Raw genomic sequence first — 20,622 nt, forward strand, 5'->3', positions numbered from 1 at the left:
AGCACGCGTAAAGGCCGTGCAGAGGCCTAAAACGCGGCGGGCGAGGGGTTTATGCGGCTTGGGAATCCGGCGCCGCGGTGCGGCGCGAAGGGATCACAACCTGGTCGACCGTTGCGTCGATATGCAGCAGGGTCGCGGCAAGTTGCTGCTGATGCGTGCCGTCGCCGGTCGAATAAAAGCGGGGCGGAACAGCGCCGGTGCTTTCCGGGAGGGCGCGCAGCCCGTGCTGATCGAGCACCCGCTCCAACTGGCGCGCGATGGCTACGCTCGTATCGATCAGCATCAGCCGGTCGCCGACGATATCGCGGATCGCCGCATCGAGAAACGGATAGTGGGTGCAGCCGAGCACCAAAATGTCGGCGCCCGCGTCGAGCATGGGTTCGAGGTAACTTCGCAGCAGAGCGCGCAGTTCTGCGGACCCTACGTCGCAGCGTTCCACTGCCTGCACGAGTCCGTGGCCCGGTTGGCAAAGAAAACGGCAATCCGTGGCATAGCGTTCCAGCAGGCCCTGAAAGCGGGCGCTGCGCAAAGTCACCTGGGTGGCGAGCACGCCGGCAACGCGCGTTTTCGACTGCAGCGCGGCCGGTTTGACGCCCGGCTCGACGCCCACCAGCGGAATCGCCAGTTTTTCGCGGACCAGCGCGATCGACTGCGCGGTCGCCGTGTTGCATGCAACCACCAGCGCCTTCGCGCCTTGCTTCGCGAGCCATTCGCCGATTGCGAGGGTGCGATCGGCGATGAAGTCGTCGTCACGTTCGCCGTAGGGCGCGTAAAGCGAGTCGGCGACGTAAATGAGCGCCTCGCCGGGCAGTTGTGCCCGGACCGCCCGCAACACCGACAAACCGCCCAGACCCGAATCGAAAATGCCGACCGGCGCCTGCAGACCGCCGCCTGAGGCGGCAATCGGGGCACTCGAAGATGGCGATTCTGTGGGCATGGGCGAGAAGGGGACGCGCGGCACAGCGGTCACGGGAAACTCACGAAAACGGAGAGGTGCGCAAGTATATCTCCCGCGCGGCGCCCACCCTGATCACTGAGCCGGCTGATAAACAACCAGGCCAGATGGCGTGTGAGCAGCGCCATGAGCCGGCGCGCGGGTTTTTCCAGGCGGGTTCGATCAGGACTCGATCGAGCCCATCGCAGTTTGCTGGTAGTTCTGGATGCCGACCTTGTCGATCAGGTCCAGTTGCGTTTCAAGCCAGTCGATATGTTCTTCCGTGTCGTCGAGAATCTTCACGAAGATTTCGCGCGAGATGAAGTCGCGAACGGATTCGCAATAGACGATCGCTTCTTTGCAGGTGCTTTGTGAAATCTGTTCGAGTTTCAGATCGCATTCGAGGATTTCTTTGGTTTCCTCGCCGATCAGCAGCTTGTGCAGGTCTTGCAGGTTCGGCAGGCCGTCGAGCATGAAAATGCGTTCGATCAGCCAGTCGGCGTGCTTCATTTCGCCGATCGATTCGTCGTATTCATGCTTGCCGAGTTTCTCGAGACCCCAGTGCTTGTACATCCGCGCGTGCAGGAAGTACTGGTTGATCGCGGTCAGTTCGTTTTTCAACTGTGAGTTGAGATATTCGATGACCTTCTTGTCGCCTTGCATGATGTGTCCTTGTAGGGGATTTGAATTTCCCAGAACAATAAACGGCGAAACGCAAAAAGCCAAGGCAAAAAGCAGATTTTCGCTTGATTTCAGAGGGTTTTTCGCGTGATGCGTACCGTTCTCATTTCATCATAAAAAAAGCCGGGGTTTCAGGCCCCGGCTTCAAGTTATTCAGCGGACGTCAGTCAATAGCGATCAAACCGTCGCGACCGGAATCTTGCCGATCTTCGCTTGCCATTCCTTCGGGCCGGTCTGGTGCACCGAGGTGCCGTTCGAATCGACGGCAACCGTCACGGGCATGTCCTGCACGTCGAATTCGTAAATCGCTTCCATGCCGAGGTCTTCGAACGCGAGAACCTTGGCGCTGCGAATCGCCTTCGACACGAGGTAAGCCGCACCGCCTACGGCCATCAAATAGGCCGCCTTGTGCTTCTTGATCGACTCGATTGCGACCGGGCCGCGCTCGGCCTTGCCGATCATCGAGATGAGGCCGGTTTGCGACAGCATGGTCTCGGTGAACTTGTCCATGCGCGTGGCGGTGGTCGGGCCTGCGGGGCCGACGGCCTCGTCGCGCACCGGATCGACCGGGCCGACGTAATAGATCACGCGATTCGTGAAGTCGACCGGCAGCTTTTCGCCCTTCGCGAGCATATCTGCGATGCGCTTGTGCGCCGCGTCGCGGCCCGTCAGCATCTTGCCCGACAGCAACAACGTCTGGCCCGGCGTCCAGGCTGCAACCTGCTCCGGCGTCAGCGTGTTCAGGTCGACGCGCTGGCTCTTTTCCGTGTCCGGTTCCCACTGCACTTTCGGCCATGCGTCGAGCGACGGCGCTTCGAGCTTCGCCACGCCCGAGCCATCCAGCGTGAAGTGCGCATGACGCGTTGCCGCGCAGTTCGGGATGATCGCGATCGGCTTGCTCGCCGCGTGCGTCGGTGCTGCCATGATCTTCACGTCGAGCACGGTAGCGAGACCGCCAAGACCTTGTGCGCCGATGCCGAGCGCGTTGACCTTCTCATGCAGTTCTACGCGCAGTTCTTCGATCCAGTCCTGCGGGCCGCGTGCGATCACGTCCTGAATGTCGATCGGATCCATCAGCGATTCTTTCGCCATCACCATCGCTTTCTCAGCGGTGCCGCCGATGCCGATGCCGAGCATGCCCGGCGGGCACCAGCCTGCGCCCATGGTCGGCACGGTCTTCAGAATCCAGTCGACGATCGAGTCCGACGGGTTCAGCATCGCGAACTTCGACTTGTTTTCCGAGCCGCCGCCCTTTGCCGCAACCTGCACGTCGACCTTGTCGCCCGGCACGATCTCGTAGTGGATCACGGCCGGCGTATTGTCTTTCGTGTTCTTGCGCGCGCCTTCCGGCGGGCTCACGATCGACGCGCGCAGCACGTTGTCCGGGTTCAGATAACCGCGGCGAACGCCTTCGTTGATCATCTCGGTGACGCCCATCGTCGCACCATCCCAACGCACGTCCATGCCGACCTTCACGAACACCGTGACGATGCCGGTGTCCTGGCAGATCGGGCGCTTACCTTCGGCGCACATGCGGCTGTTGGTGAGAATCTGCGCGATCGCATCCTTCGCGGCCGGGCTCTCTTCGAGCTCGTAAGCGCGGCCCAAGGCCTGGATGTAATCGAGCGGGTGGTAATAGCTGATGTGCTGAAGCGAATCAGCAATGCTCTGAATCAGATCTTCCTGTTTGATGACGGTCATGATGGCTAGCTCAGTGGGGACAATGGCGCTTGTTATCAGACACGCAGGGCAGTGCGGTCAGTCGTGCGCCTTCAGGGGAGTGGAACCGTTCGAGCCCAGCGGATGCAGTCCCGCGGGCTCCTGAAAATGTTTCGGATGCGTATGCGTGGTGAGGCGGTCGACCAGCGCCATCACGACCGCCGAGAGAAGGAACGCGACATGGATGATGACCTGCCACATGATCGTGTGCGTCGAATTCTGGTCGGGGCTGATGAAGGTCTTCAGCAGGTGGATCGATGAGATGCTGATCAGCGCCATCGACAGTTTGACTTTCAGCACGCCGGCGTTGACATGGTCGAGCCATTCCGGCTCGTCCGGATGACCCTCCACGCCCAGGCGCGACACGAAGGTTTCATATCCGCCGATGATCACCATGATCAGCAGGTTCGAGATCATCACCACGTCGATCAGGCCAAGCACCACCAGCATGATGTTGGTTTCGTCGAGCGTCATGGACGCGCTGACCAGATGCCAGACCTCTTTCAGGAACAGGACGACGTAGACCGCCTGGGCGACGATCAGGCCCAGGTAAAGCGGCACTTGCAGCCAGCGGCTCATGAAGATGATGACGGGCAGCGGACGCATCGGGCGGCGCGTGTTACCAGCGGAGTTGGGGCGCGGTGCGGACATGGGCAGGAGTCAGATGAAACGCAGGTGACGGAACACGGACTAAATGCGCTGACCCGAAGCGCGAATCAAACGCGCGATCGGGCACGCAAACCAGGGCGCAGACGGCGCGGTACGCGGCCAGGAAGGCCGGAGAAGCTCGCGTCAGGCGCGCTATTGTACAGCGTCAGATGGATTTGCTGCGGCGCGGCGGGCAGTACGGGGAGAGTGGCGCCGCCAGTGCAATCGGTCTGAGGCCTCACGACGTCACTGGCGGTATCCGCTTGACCTTCAGGCTCGCCAGACCAATCCCGGCGACGACGCAGGCGAGCGCGATGCCATGCGCGAGTGTGGGCCGCTCGTCGAGAAAGACGATGCCGCAGATGGCAGCGGCCACCGGTAGCAAAGAGCGCGCATCAGCCCGCTGGTTTACCGGAGCGGTCGGTCAGTCGCACACACCGGCTACTTGTGTCAGGCGCCTCGGGCACCGTTGTAGAGGTCATAGGGTGCGCCGCATGCGCAGTCGGCCCGGGTGAAATGCGCGATGATACGAGGGCGGCCGGCACCCGTCGCACCTTGCCCCCGAATGATGCGCAGACCCGTCAGGCGCAGCAGGGTTCCAGGTGGCACGATGACATGATCGGCAAGCAGGGCTGTCGACAGATTCTTCTGTGGGACCGATTCGTCAAAGATCGAGAACAGCGTGCGAGCACCGTCACGCGGTTGTGTTTGCACTGCGTTTGTTGCCCATGCGGCCGCGTTGGACGGCAGGACAAAGGCGCACTGTGCTCCGAGGTCGAAAAAATGCCAGCCCCGGCTGCGTTGTAGCACGGCGAGTCCGTCGCGAGAGATCTGCGACACCCGGTACGAGGTGCCCACGTAATCCTGCATTAACTGCAACTCGTCGAGGAAACGCTGCACGACTGCGTCTGGCGGCACGGCGCTGCGCAGCGTCTCGCTGATATGGCGATGGCCGCCGTCGACAAAATCGATAATGGCTGTGTGCAACCCTGCATTGGAGCGTCGTACGAGGGCGTCGATTCGCCTGCGATCGACGGGACCCGACCCGAGGAAATTAATCATTGCGTCCTGAAAGAAAGGCGGGATTTGAAGCGGGGCGGTATACGGGATGCCGCCCCGAGGCCGACCGAGGCCGCGCGCCGGCCGGGCTGTTCAGGGTGGGGTCAAGCGGCGCCCGAACCCGACGAGCCCGACGAGCCCGATGAACCCGATGAACCCGACGAACCTGCTTGGCCCATCATCGACGTGAACATGCTGATAAGTGGTGAAGCCACTTGCGCCGCGGCGGAAATGGCTGTTTTGATGAGGTCCATGATCTGGCTCATCGCGCCCATCATGTCGCCACCGCCGCTCCCGCTCCCCTGTGCCGATGAGTCGGCGCCCTGTGCTGCCTGGCTGTCACCGCTAGCGCCCGCGTGGTGAGCGTGGCTGGCGTGGGCATCCTGTGACGCTCCCGCGGACGACGTATTGCCGGCATCCCCGGTGTCGCCGGTGGAAAACGTGCGCACCGAGGCGCAGTGCGTCTCGGTCTGCATGCCGCTTTGCGCCGGTGCGGACATGTTGCTCATGTTGAGCTGCGTGCTGTTGCCCATGTTGTTGATCGCATTCGTCATGATCAAATCCTTGTGATTAAAAAATTAAACTGATCAGGTGTTTTTTTCGCGTGAGTAATTGCGCGTCGTGTTCAGTGATTGTCGCGTCGCGACATATAAGGAAATGGATGTGTCTATTCCGATGAACCTCCTTGCAGGCTATTGAATTGCGTTGGCTGGCGCGTCCGGATCGAGTGTCTTCATATCGATCAGATGCTTTTGTTCGATTATTTGAGTGACGCAAATTATTCTGATAAGTCCAGTGAAATTGAAGACGGTTTCTTGCGTCATATCAATATCGATAGCCCATTTTGAAATCAGCTTGCCCACTGTCAGAGATTCCTGACGCGCAATTTCTTCGATGATTCGCCAATAAATTTCCTCGAGTCGCAAGCATGTTGCAAAACCGTTGATTCTGACGGAGCGCAGTCTTGGTTTTGCAAGCTGAGGAGTGAAGTTGCAATACCGTGTCATCCGCATGTCGAGGCGTCTGTAGGAATCGGTAGGTGCGGAGCCTCAGTGAAGATCTCGAAGCCCATCAACGTCCTGAACAAGATCGGGAAAGTCGAAGAGTTACGGCTTGGGTTGAATGATTTATCTGTCATGATCGAATTAATCGAATTGGCGGTTCGTCAATCCTCTTCCTCTGCTAACGCAGAAGGTCATACAGATATACGACTTGCGACAATGTGTATCTCCAGCCTATTTTCGGGATAAAAAAATTCATTCTGATTAATTCGAGAAGAGGATGAACTTCTGATCCTGAAAGTCGGTTCGGTAAGGGGGCGGCGCGTTTGGCTTTCCGGGGATGTCGTATATGTGTACGACCAGGGCGTGTTGAAACACCATTAAATTTCTCGCTAACGTAGTCAATAAACGCAGCCAGGGATTTTTAATGCTAATGATGTGTCGCAATGATTCGATCATCAAGAAGGGCGGCGGAGTTCCGTCCTTGCCGCCGTGCGCAATCCGGGCCGTCGTACTCCACATTGCGGGGTTGCTCGGCGTGGCCTGTCCGGCGCTGCTGATGTCCACGGCCGACGCCGCGACACCCGTTTGGCGCGGCGCACCGATTCACTATGCGGTGAACGGCGCGCCACTGCCCGACGTGTTGCGTGACGTGCTCGCCGTCGAGGGCTTGAGCGCCGACATCGGTCGCGACGTAAAAGGCGCGGTCAACGGCCGCTTCGACGACACGCCGGGCAACGTCTTCAGCCAACTGGTAGAGGCGTATGGCCTCGTCTGGTACTTCGACGGCAAGGCGATGCATGTCGCGACGGCTTCGGACGTGCGCAGCCGGGTTATACCGTTTGCGCCGATGACCCGCGAAGCGGTTGCGTCGTTGCTTCGCAACCTCGATCTCGACGACGCCCGCCTGCCGATCAGATACTCGGCGACCACGGTCAAGGTTGCGGGTCCGTCGAAATTCGTCGATGCGGTGGCGGAGGCGATCGACAAGGCGCAGCGGCAGACTACCGTCGAGCCGTCGTTCGACGAGACCGCAATCCGCGTTTTCCCGTTGCGCTACGCGCAGGCGCAGGACGTCCATTACAGCGTGGGGGCGCAGGAGCAGCTCGTGCCTGGCGTCGCTTCGCTGCTGCGCCAGTTGATGACGGACACCTGGCAGGCGAGCGCGCCGCGCACAACGCGTGCACGCACCGATGCGCGCGCCGATCAGCGCGCCGATGACCGTAGCGCGCGCGGCGGTCCGCCGCCGCTGCCAAGCCTGCTCGGCCTCGGCCTCGGCGGCGCATCGTCAGCAGGCAACGTTGAGCGGCCGCCGCTGCCCGACGCTGACACCGCGCAGCCCTCCGTGACCCCCGCGCGGCGCAACATCGTCGCCGACCAGCGCACCAACGCGGTGATCATCAGCGACCTCGTGTCGATGATGCCGAATTACGAGCGCGCCATCGCGATGCTCGACCAGCCTCAGGAACTGGTGGAAATCGACGCGGTGGTGATCGACGTATCGTCGAATGCCGCACGTTCGCTCGGCGTGCAATGGGGCGGCGCAAATGAGCGTATCAACGGCGCCTCCGGGACCGCGAGCGCGCCGCTGGCGTTCGGCGCTCCGAAGCTGGCGACGCCGGCCAGCGCATTGACCGGACTGAATCTCGCGACGCTGGTCGGCAACTCGGCGCAATACCTGTTTGCACAGATCCATGCATTGGAGGACGCCGGTCAGGCGCGTGTGCTGTCGCGCCCGCAGGTGCTCACGCTGAACAACACGGAAGCGGCCCTGACTTCGCGCAGCTCGGTCTATGTGCGCGTGGCGGGTAATCAGGCCGTCGATCTCTTCAACATCGACACGGGGATGACCCTGAAGGTGACGCCGAGCGTTGAATCGGGCGGTGAGCCGCGCCGCAATATCCGGCTGAACATCCAGATCGAAGACGGCACCTTCAACACGCTGGTGACGGTGGACGGTATTCCGAAGGTCGACAACCATTCGGTCGTCACCCAGGCAATCGTGCGCGACGGCGACAGTCTGCTGATAGGCGGCTATCAATATGAGCGTAGCGAGAGCACGACGTCGAAGGTGCCGGTGCTCGGCGACGTGCCGTACCTCGGCGCGCTGTTCCGCAATACCCAGACTTCGCATGAGCGCCTCGAACGGCTGATCCTGATTACGCCGCGGCTCAAACGTCTGGCGGGTGACGTAGAGCCGGACATGGCGCAGGCCGCCGCGGGGATGCCGGTGGGCGCCGCTCGCCCGGGTCCCGATGCGACCCTGGCGCAGCGGTCCGACGTAGTGGCTGCCTTGTCCGCTCCGGCCGCTCTATCGGGCGGTGCTGCGACACAGCCCGCGAAACCTCTCGGGGCGACGGCCGCGGTTGCGCGAAACGCCGACGCTGTATCGCGGACGCTGACGCAAGCGGCTGCGAGCGCCGCGCCGCAGGCGCCGCCACCATCGCCATCGCATTGGTCCGCGTCCGATTTGCCGCTGGTGAGCAAGATGCCGTGGGAGCGCCGCGATGAACGCTGATGCGCGGATTGTCGTGACGGAAGGCGTGCACACCGGCGCGAGCGTGGTGCTGCCGGCCGACCGGCCGCTGCGGATAGGCAGCGGCGGGGATGCCGACCTGATGGTGATAGACGAAGGCGTCGAACCCCTGCACGTCACCGTCGAGTTGCACGGCACGGTGCTCGCGCTGGTTGCCCACCACGCAAAGGTGACGGTGTTCGGCCAGCCCTTGGCGCCGGGGCGGCGCGTGACGGTGGAGCGCGGCGCGCGGTTTTCGGCGGGTGTCGTCACCTTCCAGTTCTGCGGCCGCGACTCGCCGGGCGCGGCGCTGGCGCGTGACGCCGAACGTGCCTATCTGCTGCGCCATGCGCCGCATGTGTATCTCGGCAAACGCTGGTCGGATGCGTCGCCTGCAACGAAAGCAGTGGTCTTCGGGATGCCGTTTGCCTTTGTGCTGCTGGCCTGGATCTCGTCTGGCCAGTGGTCCGGCGTACCGCGCGCGACGCGTCCCAACGACGCATTCCGGCTGGTGACGAAGCATATCGACCCGAAGACCGGCGCACTCGTCTACGAGGGCTATGTGCAGTCGCCCGCCGATCTGGCTGCACTGACCGCCAGTGCGTGGCCGCAGAAACGCGCGCTGGTGATGCACGTGATCGTGCTAGCGCAGTTGCAGGAACAGCTCGGCGAGTTTCTCGCGCGCTACTACCGCGGCGCCGAGGTGCGCCCCGCGGAGCCCGGTACGTTCACGGCGACGCTGCCGGCAGCCCAGGGCTTCCTATCGCCCGATTCGTGGGACTACGCCCGCGTTGTCCGCCTGGCGAGTGCCGAGCTCAGCGGACTGCGTGGTCTCACTTTTCCCGGCCACGTGCAGCAAGGCGAGCGCGTGCGTGTGCCGCTCGAAGCGCTTGGCCTGAACCTGCTCGCCGGCCGTCATGCAGTCTGGCTCACGGATGCGCAGGGTGTGCGCTACTTCCCAGGCGCACGACTGCCAATCGGTCGGATTACGCAACTCTCGACCTGTTCGGCGTACGTCTTGCGCGACGACGACGGTTCGACCTACGAATTTTTTATGGATGCTGCCCATGCCCCAAAAAAATGTCAGTAGGAGCGCGCTTGGCGCGTGCGCCGATTTGCCGCTAGAGGCTCAACTGGCCGAAGGCGGCGGAGCCGGTCGCGAGATGATCGCGGCGCGGCTGACTGCTGAGATCGGCCGCATTAGCGATGCGCTCGTGACAGCGGCGCCGACCGTGAAAAATGAACTGGTTCTGCTTGTCGAGTGTTTGCGAGCGGCTCGACAGGTGGTGGAACGAAGCGCGAGCTTCACAAACGCTCGGGATTAAATTTAGGAATCGAAAATGAGTCAGGTTAATACGACTATGTCTCCGAATTCGGGGGGCAGCAGTGTCTCCGGCGGCGGTAGCGGCGGCAGTTCGGTGGTCGGCGACACAGGGGGCGTGTCGGCCCAGAAGGTTGTCGAAGTGCTGGCGAAGATTCTCGAAAAGCAGAACAAGGACTTCGACAACAAATTGAAGCAGGCCGAAGTCGCCGACGACAAGCAGCAGAACGTCGCAATGCTGAAGGTCCAGCAGGCGATGGGCTCGGTCAATACAACCCAGAGTGCGGCAACGTCGTGCATCCAGGGTTTGACCGACGCGCAGAAGGAAACGGCGCGCTCTTCCAAGTAACGTTTTTTTAACCAGGACGAAAGACGCCCTCGCGGCGTCTTCGGGAGCCATTGCAGATGCAGGACGACACACTGGAACTGCTGATTTCGATCGGTCACTACGCTCGTGTCCATCGCCGCTTCGACGAGGCGCACTACCTGTTCGGCCGGCTGGCCTTGCTGTATCCGCAGCGGGTTTTTCCGCACCTCGGGCAGGGGCTTGTCGAACTCGACCGTGCGAATTACCGCGGCGCGTCGCTGCTGTTCGGCCGGGCGCTCGCGGTTGTGCCGGACAGCGCGCTGGCACGCGCCTGGTTCGGTGTGTGCCAGATTTTCGAAGGTCACTACGCGCTCGGCGCGCGCACGCTGATGACAGTGACGGATACCGACGAACCTGCTGCGAGTTCGATGGCGGCGGCATTTCTGAATCTGCCCGAATGCGCACCTTACGCGCGCGCTGCTCGCGCCGCGCAGGCTGCGCCCGCTGCGGCTTTTCTTTCAACCATAGAACGACTGACTCTTCTAGGCGAGCATTGATATGTTGCAATCCCCCGTCACCACCATGCCGACGCAAGCCGGTCCATTGTCCCCTGTGGCTCCGGTCACGGGCCTGTCCGCTAACGATTCGGGCGACGGCGCTTCGCTATTCGAGCGTCTGATGGCGCATGCAGAGGGCATGCAGGACAAGTCGTCGCAGCAACTGTCGCAGCACCTCGATCAACTCGACTCGGGCCGTGTCTCGACGTCCGACATGCTGCGTCTGCAGGCCGACATGGGCGCCTTCGCGGTGAAGGTGCAGATGACGGTGCGTGTGGCCGACGAGATCGGCCGCGCAATCCAGACACTGACGCAACGAAGCTGATGCGCCGCACCCTGATCCTGCTGCCGGTCCTGCTTTTCCTCGCCGGCTGCAGAACCTCGCTTTTTGAAGGCCTGGACGAGGACCAGGCGAATCGCATCGTTGCTGCGCTGAGCCATCACGGAGTCAACGGCTACAAGGAGCGCAACGCGGACCGGACCTGGAACATCTCGGTCGACGACGCCGACGCGGTGGTCGCCACCGAGCTGGCCAGCGCGTACGCACTGCCGCGCGGCGGTCACGCGAATCTCGGCGACCTGTTTAGCAGGCAGGGCTTGATCTCGAGCCCTGAAGAGGATCGCGTCCGCTACGTGTATGGCCTGTCACAGGAACTGTCCGAAACGCTCGAGAAGATGGACGGCGTACTGCTCGCCCGCGTGCACATCGTGTTGCCCCAAAAGGATCCGATGGACCCGGCGCAAGACATGCCGCCCTCGGCGTCCGTGATGATGCGCTATCGCAGCGACTACAACATCGAGCTGATGCGCGACAAGATTCGCGCACTGGTGGCGGGCAGTGTGGAAGGCCTGACACCCACCCGCGTGTCGCTGACGTTGCTGCCGGTGACACCGGTGCTGACCTTTCCGGGCAACTGCACAGACGGTGCCGACGTCGCCAGTGGCGCGGGCGCGGTCGAGGCAACGACCTGCGCGCAGGACAGCGGTAAAGCGTCGATGCGTACCACGGCGATGCTGTCCATGTTGGCCGTGCTCGTGCTGATGGTGGCCGGCTTCATGTGGTTGTGGCACTCGGAAACGCGTACCTGGTTCAAACGGAAGACGCCCGCGCGCAATGCCGGACTACCGCCCGCGGACGCCGGGCTGTCTGCGCGACAAGCACAACGCGACGCCTCTGACACGAACACCGGAGACATTGCGGACACCGGCATCCGTCCGTCGAAATCCACGACCCGCACCGGAGACGACGCATGAAGCACGCCTATACCTGCGCACCTGCCCACTGGGCGCATCACAGCTGGCTCGAAACCGGGCAGCCGGTTCGTCACGAGCGTGCCGCGCGTGCAGCCCATGCCTTTCTGTTTGGCCGTTACCCGCAACTCGTTCAGGTGGCGCTTGCCGACGTGCCGGCATTCCTGCCGCTCTGGCCGCGGCCGGCGTGCGCGCGCTTGTGCCGGATCGTCGCCGCGTTCGCATTCGCCCGTTCGTTGCGCCGCGTAGTCGCTGCCCGGGCTCGTTTTGCGCTGGCGGTCAGCGTCGCGCCGCGCCTGCTCGCTGCGATTCAACGGCACCCGCGTGCCGACGCGGCCGACCTGAAAGTCGAGCCGCCACCGAGGCTATCCAACCGGCGCGACATGACGGCGCTCGGACTGGCGTTGGTGATGCAGGCTGCGGCGGACTCCCGCTATGCGTTCTGGTGGAGCCTGCGCCTGCCGCGCTTGATATCGGAGGCCGCGACGTGTTATCGCGTGCATGAATTCTCGGTGCAAGACGCGCGGGAACTGGTTGCGGACGCGCGGCGTTTGATGGAGGCGCACTCATGCTGATCTGTCGAATGGGCGTGTGGCGAATCGAATCGGACGGTCATTTGAGCGCACTCGAGCTGGCGTCGCTCAAAGGCCTTCGTACAGTCGAAGCCGAGCGTATCGCCGAAGCGGCACAAGAACGCGCTCGCCTCGCCATGCAGGTGCGCGAACTCAAACGCCGCGCGTGGCGTCGCGGTCACTCAGCGGGCAAGGCCGCGGCGTTGCGTGAACACGTCGGCCGTGCGGCTGCGGCGGCTTTTGCGGCGAATCGCTTACAGGACCGGTTGACGCAGATCGTGCTGAGCGCGGTGAGCGACATTGTCGGCGGGCTGCCGCCGTCGGCTACGTTGACCAATCAGTTGCGCCGCGCGGTTGCCGTGTCGCAGTCGCAGCGACTTGTATCTGTACGCGTTGCCAGGCCGGTGTTCAAGGAAGCCGCGCAACTGATCGAAACCATCGAGCAGGAACTCGGCACCCCGCTTTGCACGGTTCTGGCCGATGCGGGATTGCCTGCGCATTCGTGCGTCATCGAAACCGAAGCTGGCGTGATCGATGGCGGCCTGAAGGTGCAACTGCGGGCGTTGGAGCGCGGCATCAGGGACGGTGTGGCGCAAGTGTTGCGTACCTACGACCTGGCCGACGGGTCGGGGCGTACGGCGCTCGACCATATCGAGCGTGGTGTGCGGCTGACGCTGGCCGTGCTGGCCACGCCACAGGCGCCCCCGCCGCCCATTTCACCGATTCCGGGTCGCGTCGTTCAACGCCAGTTCGTGCGGGAGGCCGCATGAGTCTCTGGCCGGATCTGGAAACCCTCGCGAGGTCCGACGCCGAGCGCCACAACCTGGCGATCCGGCACTTCGGCCGGCCACAGGCAATACGCGTCGGCACGCGCCGCTTCACGCTGGAGTTCGAGCCGTGCCGCGCGCGCTATCCATTGCTGGTGTCCGGCACGGCGGCGCAAGCGCCGTTTAGTGCCGCATGCGATGCCGGCGCGCTGCTGCCGGAGCTGACGCCGTCAGTGATCGCCGCGCGCGGTGACACAGCCGTGATGCACGTCGTTGACGCGCTGAGCGACTGGCTGTGCGCGCTGGAAGGGCTGTTCGGCTTCACGATCGACGTCACCACCGTCGTTTTCGATGCAGTCACGCAGCCGGGTGCGTACGGCATCGCCGTCACGCATGCGGCGAGCGGCCGTACTGCGCATTTCTCGTTTTGCAGCCCCGCAGTCGATGCCTGGCTGCAACGGCGCATGCCGGCGCCGCTGTCCAGCGAGGCGCTGCTGCGCCGCCTGTACGTGCGGATGCCGATCTGTATGCCTGGCCCGTCAATGTCGCTGCCGCGTTTGCGCAAGATCGCGGTGGGCGACGCCCTGCTGTTCGACCGTCATTCGTGTTATCTGCGCGTGCCATTGCGATTGGGCGCGTGCCGGATTTTGTTGAAGTTCACTGAGGAGCACACCTTGATAGACCATGTCCTGAATGATGAAACCCCGCCCGTTGAAGTGACCAGTGAGCTGTTGCCTATCGACGCCCTGACGTTTGCGTTCGACGCGATGCTCGGCACGCTGTCGTTATCGGTCGCTGAACTGGCCCATCTGCGGCAGGGATCGATCGTTGCATTCCGGCTGCCCGCGAGCGAGCGAACGGTCACGCTGCTGTGCCAGGGCATTCCGTTTGCGCGTGGTGAGCTGATCGATATCGAGGGGTCGTTAGGTGTACGCGTGACCCGGCTAACCCAGGAGGATCTGCCGGCATGATCGCGCAACTCGATCAGCTGCAGACCGTCAGCATGTTTTTCATGCTCGGTCTGCTACCGCTCGCGGTCATCATGACGACTTCGTTCACGAAGTTCAGCATCGTGCTGACACTGCTGCGCTCGGCGCTCGGCGTGCAGCAGGCGCCGAGCAATCTGGTGATTTCGGGGGTCGCCCTCGCGGCGACGCTGCTCGTGATGTCGCCGACCATCGTGAAGATTGAAGCCGCGCTGCCGGCCGGAGACAACGGCGAAGTTGTGATGCCGCGTCCCACCGAACTGTGGCAGGCGGTGCGCGGACCGCTCGGCGAATTCATGCTGAAGCATTCGCGGCCCGACGAGCGGACGTTTCTCGTTGGCGCCGCGAAGCGCATCGATCCCGAGCACGAGGCCCGCGAGACCGATTTCCAACTGCTGATTCCCGCGTTTCTGATCAGCGAAATATCGAGCGGGTTCGAGGCGGGTTTTCTACTCTATATCGCCTTTCTGGTGGTGGATCTGGTCGTCGCCAACGTGCTGACCGCCATGGGCATGATGATGTTGTCGCCAAGCACGGTTTCGATCCCATTGAAGCTTTTCATCTTCGTGTCGGTGTCAGGTATCTCAAAGCTGATGCACGGCCTTATCGTCGGCTATGCCAAATGAACAGTGTCCCGTCCCTTGCCACGTTGTCCAGCGATGCGCTCATGCTGGTGTTCTGGTTGTCGCTGCCCGCTCTCGCCGTGGCGACTGTCATTGGTTTGCTGATCGGGTTGTTGCAATCGGTCACGCAGATACAGGATCAGAGCCTGCCTTACGGAGCAAAGATTATCTGTGTCGGTGCAGTGCTGATCGTTGTCGCTCCCTGGGGGAGCCGCGAACTCATGCGCTTTCTCAGTCATGTGTTCACCTATATCGCTGCGGGGCGCCTGCACTGACCATGAACTACACCGGCTATCTCGAGGGTTTTGCGTTCTGTGCGATCAGGCCCGCAGTGGCGCTGTTCCTGATGCCGTTTGGTCAGAGCGGTTCGCTTGGCATCCTGCTACGGCTACCGATGCTGCTTGCGCTGGCCATGCTGCCTCAACAGATCGGCTGGCCGGCGCCGCTGCTGCCGGCGATCTGCGTCGAAGCGGCGACCGGTGCTGCGCTCGGCCTGCTGATCGGCACGATTTTTCATGCGGCGGCTGCGGCGGGCGCGATACTCGACCAGCAGGGTGGCTACGCCAGCGCGGCGATCTATGATCCGCACTTCCAGCACGAAGCGGCGATATTCGAAACGATGTTTTCGCAGTTTGCCGCCCTGACGCTCTTCACAGGGCCAGGCCTGCCGCTGCTGTTCGGCTATTTCACGGACGCGTGGGTGCTCTGGCCACCGGGCCGTCTGCACCCCGATCTGAGCGACGTGTTCCGAAATCTCGCGTTGCGCGACCTGCCGGGCTCGCTGACCGAAGGCGTACGGCTCGCCAGTCCGTTGCTCGGTCTCGCGCTGCTGATCGATCTCGCCTTCGGGTTGATGTCGCGGCACGCGAGGCGCCTTAATCCGTTTACGACTGCGCGCGCCGTCAAGGCAATGATCCTGCCGTTTGCCGCGATGCTCAGCGTGCCGATGCTGTTCACCCAGTTGCGTATCGCCTTCGATCATGTGATCCATCTGCGATGAGTAACAAGACCGAAGCTCCGACCCCCAAGCGGATCCGCCGCGCGCGCCAGGACGGTGACATCGCGAAGAGCACGCACCTGACGGTTGCGTTCAGTGGTCTGTGCTGGTGGCTGTATCTGTTCATCGAGGCCCCGCGGCTGTATGCGTTGTGCACGAGGCTGATGCTGCATATGACGACGCTCGACGCCAACCTTGTGTTCGGCGACCGGTTTGTGTCGACGCTCGCCGTGCTGAGCGCGTTCATGCCGGTCGTACTGACCACGCTCGGCGTCGGCGTGCTTGCCGTTCTGGTGCCGGAACTGGTGCAGACGCGCGGACTGCTCGCGTGGAAGCGCGTAACGCCCGACGTGAAGCGTCTGAATCCCATCAACGGGCTCAAGCAGATGTTCAGCCTGCGCCTGCTGTGGGACACGGTACTCACGCTACTGCAGTTCGCGATCCTGCTATTTCTTTTCGCGCAGGCGCTCGCCGCATGGCTGCGGCAGCTCGCGCCCATCTGGGCCTTCTCGTTGCCGGTTCACCTTGGCCATACGTCGATCTCGCACTCGCATCTGCTGGGCTGGATGACCGCATCGCAGATCGTGCCCGCCGCCGCCGACTATTTCATCCAGCGCTTTCTGTGGCTGCGCCAAATGCGCATGGACAAGAGCGAAATCAAACGGGAGTTCCGCGACGACGAAGGCGACCCCTACGTAAAAAACCGTCGCCGCGCGCTTCATCGGGAGCTTGGTCAATAAAATGTCGAACCGTTCTATTCTCAGCCGTTACGATCTCTCGGCCTTTTTCGCGCGTCACGCCGACCTCGCCGTCGGCATCGGCATCCTGGCGGTGTTGGCGCTGCTGATCGTGCCCGTGCCGCCGTTCGTGCTCGATCTGTTCATTTGCGCGAGTTTTGCCGCCAGCCTGACGATGTTGAGCGCCACGCTGTACGTCTCGAAGGCCGCGGAACTCGCGAGTTTTCCGTCGCTGTTGCTGATCACCACGTTGCTGCGCCTTGCGCTGGCGATCGCGTCGACCAAGATGATCCTGTTGCATGCGCACGCCGGCCAGATCATCACCGCATTCGGCGAATTGGTGGTGGGTGGCAACGTTGCGGTCGGACTGGTGGTATTCGTCGTGCTCGCGGCGATCCAGTTCATCGTGGTCGCGAAGGGGGCCGACCGGGTGGCCGAAGTGGCCGCGCGCTTCACGCTGGATGGCATTCCGGGCCGCCAGATGAGCATCGACGCCGACATGCGCAACGGCGTGCTCACGGCCGCCCAGGCGAGCCGGATGCGCGCGGCGCTCGAACGTGAGACGTATTTCTACGGCTCGCTCGACGGCGCGATGAAATTCGTCAAGGGCGATGCGGTGGCGGGGCTCGTCGTCGCACTGGTGAATATCGTGGGCGGGCTGGCGGTTGGCATCGTGCAGCGCGGCATGCCGTTCGGCGACGCGCTGCACACCTATACGATTCTCACGGTCGGTGACGGTCTGGTGTCGCAGATTCCGTCGCTGATCGTGTCGGTGGCGGCAGGCATTCTCGTGACCCGTGTGGCGTCGACCGATAGCGCGGATACGCATCTGGGCGCGGACATTTACCGGCAACTGGCGCAGCATCCGAAAGCGCTGGCGATGGCCGGCGTCGCCTGTCTCCTGCTGGCGGCGATTCCTGGCTTTCCGCACATTCAATTTCTGGTTGCCGGCGGACTACTGCTTGCGCTGGCGATTACGCTGATACGCAACGCCGCGCTCGCGACGAACTCGCAGCGCGCGCTGATGCCCGAGATGACGCGTGACGGCGGCAACTACGTGCCGCGCATCCTCGACGATGTCGAGCTGGGCACCAGCGCCACATTGCGGCTACGGCTCGGCCTGAAGGCCTTCGATGCGTTGCGACCCGAGGCGCTGAACCGGCAGCTCGGCCAGTTACGCCGCCGCCTGATGGTCGAGCTGGGTGTGCCGTTTCCCGGTCTCGCATTGCTGCGCGACGCACGGCTCGAGCCAGAGCGCTACATCGTCGATATCGAGGACGTACCGTTTGCGAGCAGCACGCTGGTTGCCGCCCACACCCTGGTAAGCGGCGCTGAGAGCCTGATTGTGTTCGAGGGAGTCGAAGGCTACCGGCCGCGCATGGCGAAATCGGTCTGGGTGCCGACCGCGACGGCGGCGTCAATCAGTGACCCGGGAATTCAAAAGGCGAGCGTCGACGAAGCATTGTGCGATCACCTCGTCGAAATCTGCGAACGTTCCGCGGCCGACTTTCTCGGCACGCAGGAGACGCGCTTCCTGCTCGATCAACTGGCGATCGAATTTCGCGAGCTGGTCGCGCAGGCGGCGCAGGCCGCGAACACGGTGCAGATTGCGAGCGTGCTGCGGCAACTGCTGCAGCAGCGCGTGCCGATTCGCGACCTGCGTGCGATTCTCGAAGCGGTCGTGCGCGTGCCGGCGGGCGAGCGCACGATCGACCGGATGGTGCGGGAAGCGCGCATCCAGCTTGGACGGCAAATGACGCGTGGTTATGCGGATCTTGAGACATGGACAATCTCGGCGGCCGTGCTGGACCCGGCATGGGAGGCCGGTCTCGAAGCGCAGATCAGGAGCGGCGTCGACGGCGAGCCGCAGTGCGTGCTGTCCGCCGAACAACTCACCCACGTGCAGCAGATCCTTGCGGCGGACCTGTCCGGGATCCGTCTGGTTGTCACGAACGCCGTACTGCGTCCGCACCTTGCGCGTGTGTTCGGCGACTTCGGCTGGCGTGTGCCGGTGCTGGCGATCGAAGAGATTCCACTCGATGTCTACCGTGTCCAGGCGGTCGCGACGCTGGGTGCGGCATGACCGGGAACATCTTGCGGTCTGCCGGAAATAGTGTGCCGGTGTTGACCTCGGCGCCGGCGCTGCGCGGCCGGGTGGTGGAAGCGCGCGGCGTGGTTGCGCGCGTGGTGGGGGTGTCATTGCGGATCGGCGAGAAGGTGCGGCTGGTGCGCCCGGATACGTTCGAGGCGCAATACGGCGAAGTGGTCGGCTTTGCGCACGATGGCGCACTGGTCATGCCGCTCGCCGGTTTGACGGGCCTCTCCGACATCACCGAGGTGCAAGGCTGCGGCTCGGCATGGGGCACGTTCGATGCAGCGGGGCTGCTTGGACGGGTGGTCGACGGCCTTGGCAACCCGCTCGACGGTGGTCCTGCGCCACAGCCGCTCGCACCTGGCGCGGCCGGGCACGTCGATGCCGGGGCGACGCTCAATCCGCTCGAACGGCCGGTGATCGCCACGCCGTTTGCTACCGGCGTGCGCGCGATCGACGGCCTGCTCACCTGCGGCGTCGGCCAGCGCACGGGCATTTTCGCGCCGGCAGGCGGGGGCAAGAGCACGATCATGGGCATGATCGCCAACGGCGCATCGACCGATGCGGTCGTGGTGGCGCTGATCGGCGAGCGGGGCCGCGAGGTGGCCGAATTCATTCACGACCATCTTGCACACCGGCGTGCCTCGACGATCGTGATTGCTTCGACATCCGACCGTCCCGCTGCGGAGCGCATCAAAGCGGCTGAACTCGCGGCCAAAGTCGCGGCGGACTTGCGAGCGACGGGTCGCAATGTGCTTCTGCTGTTCGATTCGCTCACTCGCTATGCGCGGGCGTTGCGCGAGCTCGGCCTGGCGGTCGGGGAGCCGCCTCTGCGCGGCGGCTTCCCGCCGAGCGTGTTCGCGCAGTTGCCGCGACTGATCGAATCGGCCGGCGTAACGGGACGCGGCAGCATCACGGCCTTCTATACCGTGCTCGCCGACGAGGCCGATCTGTCCGATCCGGTTGCGGAAGAGGCGCGTTCGCTGCTCGACGGGCACATCCAGCTGTCGTCGAAACTGGGTGCGGCCGGGCACTACCCGGCGATCGACATTCTGCGCAGCCGCAGCCGCTTGATGAATCGCGTCGCGGATGCCGCGCAGCGCGCCGACGCCAACCGTGTGCGCGACTGGCTGGCGCGGTATGAGGAGGTCGAGATGTTGCTGCAGATCGGCGAATACGAGCGGGGTAACGACGCCGGGACGGATCTGGCGATCGACCAGCGCCCGGACATCCAGCGCTTTCTGTGTCAGCCGTACGACCGCTGCAGTTCGTGGGCCGAAACGCGCACGCTGTTGCATGCGTTGTGCGCGGGCGCGCCCGCGGTGTGATGCGCAGTGCGGCGCAGGAGTCGGATCTTTGGCGGCTGCTCGCGAGGGTGCGCGGTTTGCGGGTGCGCCGCAGGCTGCGCGCGCTGGCAGAGGCTCGCCGACGTGAACGGGCGGCAGCAACTGCGGTGGCGGAGCAGGTCGCCGCGCTGGAACGGCACGCAGCCGGGCGGCAGCAGGTGCTCGCATTCTGCCGACGCGATCAGAGGGCGGGAGGGCAGTGGCATGCGACGCTCCGTGCGCACGATATACAGACGCCCTTGCTGCAGCGGCAACTCAGCGACGCGCAGCATGCGCATGCGCTGGCACGCCACCATGCGGGGGAAGCACTGCGGGACTGGAACGTCGAGCGGGTCCGGCATGACGATGCCAGAGAGCGTTGGCGGGCGGCTCTCGCACGCGTAGCGCGCGAGGGTCGCGAGCACGGCTAGCGCCGTCGCGCTGAGCAGGGTGCGGCGTAGGGGGGGTGGGGGGGGGGGGGGGGGGGGGGGGGGGCCCCCCCCCCCCCCCCCCCCCCCCCCCCCCCCCAC

23 protein-coding genes and 1 pseudogene are annotated in these 20,622 nt (G+C 63.6%); 16 read left to right on the forward strand and 8 right to left on the reverse strand.

Going from position 1 to position 20,622, the window contains the following annotated elements:
- Positions 1 to 49 precede the first annotated feature (49 nt).
- From murI to PQR67_RS35940, 8 genes and pseudogenes are all read right to left on the reverse strand, one after another.
- The gene (gene murI, locus PQR67_RS35905) at positions 50 to 937 is read right to left on the reverse strand and encodes a glutamate racemase (RefSeq protein ID WP_408467534.1); all 888 of its coding nucleotides are present in this window, start codon (positions 935 to 937) and stop codon (positions 50 to 52) included.
- A gap of 180 nt (positions 938 to 1,117) precedes the next feature.
- Positions 1,118 to 1,597, reverse strand: a complete 480-nt coding sequence (gene bfr, locus PQR67_RS35910; RefSeq protein WP_090685707.1) for a bacterioferritin — start codon at positions 1,595 to 1,597, stop codon at positions 1,118 to 1,120.
- Between the two features lie 195 nt (positions 1,598 to 1,792).
- Entirely contained in the window at positions 1,793 to 3,316 is a 1,524-nt protein-coding gene (locus PQR67_RS35915; protein ID WP_408467535.1) for a fumarate hydratase, read from the reverse strand.
- A gap of 57 nt (positions 3,317 to 3,373) precedes the next feature.
- Positions 3,374 to 3,940, reverse strand: a complete 567-nt coding sequence (locus PQR67_RS35920) for a TIGR00645 family protein (protein ID WP_408467536.1) — start codon at positions 3,938 to 3,940, stop codon at positions 3,374 to 3,376.
- 280 nt (positions 3,941 to 4,220) lie between these two features.
- A pseudogene (locus PQR67_RS35925) lies at positions 4,221 to 4,370 on the reverse strand (DMT family transporter); the annotation flags it as partial.
- A gap of 62 nt (positions 4,371 to 4,432) precedes the next feature.
- Positions 4,433 to 5,044 (reverse strand): hypothetical protein, encoded by a 612-nt coding sequence (locus PQR67_RS35930; protein WP_408467537.1) that lies wholly within the window; start codon positions 5,042 to 5,044, stop codon positions 4,433 to 4,435.
- A 101-nt stretch (positions 5,045 to 5,145) separates the two neighbouring features.
- Positions 5,146 to 5,595 carry a hypothetical protein gene (locus PQR67_RS35935; protein WP_408467538.1) on the reverse strand — a complete coding sequence of 150 codons (450 nt, stop codon included), beginning with the start codon at positions 5,593 to 5,595 and terminating at the stop codon, positions 5,146 to 5,148.
- A gap of 138 nt (positions 5,596 to 5,733) precedes the next feature.
- Positions 5,734 to 6,054, reverse strand: a complete 321-nt coding sequence (locus PQR67_RS35940) for a ribbon-helix-helix domain-containing protein (RefSeq protein WP_408467539.1) — start codon at positions 6,052 to 6,054, stop codon at positions 5,734 to 5,736.
- Between the two features lie 421 nt (positions 6,055 to 6,475).
- Between PQR67_RS35940 and sctC the strand changes: the two genes are divergently transcribed.
- From sctC to PQR67_RS36020, 16 genes are read left to right on the forward strand one after another with little or no spacing between them, the layout of a single operon-like run.
- Entirely contained in the window at positions 6,476 to 8,560 is a 2,085-nt protein-coding gene (sctC, locus tag PQR67_RS35945; RefSeq protein ID WP_408467541.1) for a type III secretion system outer membrane ring subunit SctC, read from the forward strand.
- On the forward strand, positions 8,550 to 9,647 hold the full coding sequence (locus tag PQR67_RS35950; RefSeq protein WP_408467542.1) for an FHA domain-containing protein: 1,098 nt from the start codon (positions 8,550 to 8,552) through the stop codon (positions 9,645 to 9,647). Before sctC ends, PQR67_RS35950 begins: the two co-directional genes overlap by 11 nt.
- Positions 9,625 to 9,882, forward strand: coding sequence for a hypothetical protein (locus tag PQR67_RS35955; RefSeq protein WP_408467543.1), 258 nt, complete (start codon positions 9,625 to 9,627; stop codon positions 9,880 to 9,882). The genes PQR67_RS35950 and PQR67_RS35955 overlap by 23 nt, the downstream gene beginning before the upstream one ends.
- A 36-nt stretch (positions 9,883 to 9,918) precedes the next feature.
- Positions 9,919 to 10,227, forward strand: coding sequence for a hypothetical protein (locus PQR67_RS35960; protein ID WP_408467544.1), 309 nt, complete (start codon positions 9,919 to 9,921; stop codon positions 10,225 to 10,227).
- A 56-nt stretch (positions 10,228 to 10,283) separates the two neighbouring features.
- Positions 10,284 to 10,742 carry a tetratricopeptide repeat protein gene (locus PQR67_RS35965; RefSeq protein WP_408467545.1) on the forward strand — a complete coding sequence of 153 codons (459 nt, stop codon included), beginning with the start codon at positions 10,284 to 10,286 and terminating at the stop codon, positions 10,740 to 10,742.
- Position 10,743: 1 nt separating this feature from the next.
- Positions 10,744 to 11,067: an acyl carrier protein gene (locus PQR67_RS35970; protein ID WP_408467546.1), complete on the forward strand. Its 324-nt coding sequence runs from the start codon at positions 10,744 to 10,746 to the stop codon at positions 11,065 to 11,067.
- Positions 11,067 to 11,996 carry a type III secretion system inner membrane ring lipoprotein SctJ gene (gene sctJ / locus PQR67_RS35975; RefSeq protein WP_408467547.1) on the forward strand — a complete coding sequence of 310 codons (930 nt, stop codon included), beginning with the start codon at positions 11,067 to 11,069 and terminating at the stop codon, positions 11,994 to 11,996. Before PQR67_RS35970 ends, sctJ begins: the two co-directional genes overlap by 1 nt.
- A complete protein-coding gene (locus PQR67_RS35980) occupies positions 11,993 to 12,568 on the forward strand; it encodes a hypothetical protein (RefSeq protein ID WP_408467549.1) in 576 nt (191 codons plus the stop codon). The genes sctJ and PQR67_RS35980 overlap by 4 nt, the downstream gene beginning before the upstream one ends.
- Positions 12,562 to 13,335, forward strand: a complete 774-nt coding sequence (locus PQR67_RS35985) for a flagellar biosynthesis protein (RefSeq protein WP_408467550.1) — start codon at positions 12,562 to 12,564, stop codon at positions 13,333 to 13,335. The genes PQR67_RS35980 and PQR67_RS35985 overlap by 7 nt, the downstream gene beginning before the upstream one ends.
- Positions 13,332 to 14,303, forward strand: coding sequence for a FliM/FliN family flagellar motor switch protein (locus PQR67_RS35990; protein ID WP_408467551.1), 972 nt, complete (start codon positions 13,332 to 13,334; stop codon positions 14,301 to 14,303). The genes PQR67_RS35985 and PQR67_RS35990 overlap by 4 nt, the downstream gene beginning before the upstream one ends.
- Complete coding sequence (gene sctR, locus PQR67_RS35995; RefSeq protein ID WP_408467552.1) at positions 14,300 to 14,944, forward strand: type III secretion system export apparatus subunit SctR; 645 nt, start codon at positions 14,300 to 14,302, stop codon at positions 14,942 to 14,944. Before PQR67_RS35990 ends, sctR begins: the two co-directional genes overlap by 4 nt.
- Entirely contained in the window at positions 14,941 to 15,216 is a 276-nt protein-coding gene (gene sctS, locus PQR67_RS36000) for a type III secretion system export apparatus subunit SctS (RefSeq protein ID WP_408467553.1), read from the forward strand. The genes sctR and sctS overlap by 4 nt, the downstream gene beginning before the upstream one ends.
- Before the next feature lie 2 nt (positions 15,217 to 15,218).
- Entirely contained in the window at positions 15,219 to 15,941 is a 723-nt protein-coding gene (locus tag PQR67_RS36005) for an EscT/YscT/HrcT family type III secretion system export apparatus protein (protein WP_408467554.1), read from the forward strand.
- Positions 15,938 to 16,678 carry an EscU/YscU/HrcU family type III secretion system export apparatus switch protein gene (locus tag PQR67_RS36010; RefSeq protein WP_408467555.1) on the forward strand — a complete coding sequence of 247 codons (741 nt, stop codon included), beginning with the start codon at positions 15,938 to 15,940 and terminating at the stop codon, positions 16,676 to 16,678. The genes PQR67_RS36005 and PQR67_RS36010 overlap by 4 nt, the downstream gene beginning before the upstream one ends.
- Position 16,679: 1 nt before the next feature.
- Positions 16,680 to 18,758 carry a flagellar biosynthesis protein FlhA gene (locus PQR67_RS36015; protein WP_408467556.1) on the forward strand — a complete coding sequence of 693 codons (2,079 nt, stop codon included), beginning with the start codon at positions 16,680 to 16,682 and terminating at the stop codon, positions 18,756 to 18,758.
- A gap of 32 nt (positions 18,759 to 18,790) precedes the next feature.
- Positions 18,791 to 20,095 (forward strand): FliI/YscN family ATPase, encoded by a 1,305-nt coding sequence (locus PQR67_RS36020; protein WP_408467557.1) that lies wholly within the window; start codon positions 18,791 to 18,793, stop codon positions 20,093 to 20,095.
- Positions 20,096 to 20,622 lie beyond the last annotated feature (527 nt).

This window comes from Paraburkholderia fungorum (genome assembly GCF_046026025.1).
Classification (GTDB): domain Bacteria; phylum Pseudomonadota; class Gammaproteobacteria; order Burkholderiales; family Burkholderiaceae; genus Paraburkholderia; species Paraburkholderia fungorum_E.

Coding starts and splice junctions, on each gene's coding strand:
- sctC (WP_408467541.1), top strand. CDS start 6,476: ATGATGTGTCGCAATGATTCGATCATCAAGAAGGGCGGCGGAGTTCCG.
- PQR67_RS35980 (WP_408467549.1), top strand. CDS start 11,993: ATGAAGCACGCCTATACCTGCGCACCTGCCCACTGGGCGCATCACAGC.
- sctS (WP_408467553.1), top strand. CDS start 14,941: ATGAACAGTGTCCCGTCCCTTGCCACGTTGTCCAGCGATGCGCTCATG.
- PQR67_RS35920 (WP_408467536.1), bottom strand. CDS start 3,940: ATGCGTCCGCTGCCCGTCATCATCTTCATGAGCCGCTGGCTGCAAGTG.
- sctJ (WP_408467547.1), top strand. CDS start 11,067: ATGCGCCGCACCCTGATCCTGCTGCCGGTCCTGCTTTTCCTCGCCGGC.
- PQR67_RS35940 (WP_408467539.1), bottom strand. CDS start 6,054: ATGCGGATGACACGGTATTGCAACTTCACTCCTCAGCTTGCAAAACCA.
- PQR67_RS35990 (WP_408467551.1), top strand. CDS start 13,332: ATGAGTCTCTGGCCGGATCTGGAAACCCTCGCGAGGTCCGACGCCGAG.
- PQR67_RS35950 (WP_408467542.1), top strand. CDS start 8,550: ATGAACGCTGATGCGCGGATTGTCGTGACGGAAGGCGTGCACACCGGC.
- PQR67_RS36005 (WP_408467554.1), top strand. CDS start 15,219: ATGAACTACACCGGCTATCTCGAGGGTTTTGCGTTCTGTGCGATCAGG.
- PQR67_RS35935 (WP_408467538.1), bottom strand. CDS start 5,595: ATGACGAATGCGATCAACAACATGGGCAACAGCACGCAGCTCAACATG.
- PQR67_RS36010 (WP_408467555.1), top strand. CDS start 15,938: ATGAGTAACAAGACCGAAGCTCCGACCCCCAAGCGGATCCGCCGCGCG.
- PQR67_RS35960 (WP_408467544.1), top strand. CDS start 9,919: ATGTCTCCGAATTCGGGGGGCAGCAGTGTCTCCGGCGGCGGTAGCGGC.
- PQR67_RS35965 (WP_408467545.1), top strand. CDS start 10,284: ATGCAGGACGACACACTGGAACTGCTGATTTCGATCGGTCACTACGCT.
- PQR67_RS36015 (WP_408467556.1), top strand. CDS start 16,680: ATGTCGAACCGTTCTATTCTCAGCCGTTACGATCTCTCGGCCTTTTTC.
- PQR67_RS35915 (WP_408467535.1), bottom strand. CDS start 3,316: ATGACCGTCATCAAACAGGAAGATCTGATTCAGAGCATTGCTGATTCG.
- sctR (WP_408467552.1), top strand. CDS start 14,300: ATGATCGCGCAACTCGATCAGCTGCAGACCGTCAGCATGTTTTTCATG.
- PQR67_RS35930 (WP_408467537.1), bottom strand. CDS start 5,044: ATGATTAATTTCCTCGGGTCGGGTCCCGTCGATCGCAGGCGAATCGAC.
- PQR67_RS35955 (WP_408467543.1), top strand. CDS start 9,625: ATGCCCCAAAAAAATGTCAGTAGGAGCGCGCTTGGCGCGTGCGCCGAT.
- murI (WP_408467534.1), bottom strand. CDS start 937: ATGCCCACAGAATCGCCATCTTCGAGTGCCCCGATTGCCGCCTCAGGC.
- PQR67_RS35970 (WP_408467546.1), top strand. CDS start 10,744: ATGTTGCAATCCCCCGTCACCACCATGCCGACGCAAGCCGGTCCATTG.
- PQR67_RS35985 (WP_408467550.1), top strand. CDS start 12,562: ATGCTGATCTGTCGAATGGGCGTGTGGCGAATCGAATCGGACGGTCAT.
- bfr (WP_090685707.1), bottom strand. CDS start 1,597: ATGCAAGGCGACAAGAAGGTCATCGAATATCTCAACTCACAGTTGAAA.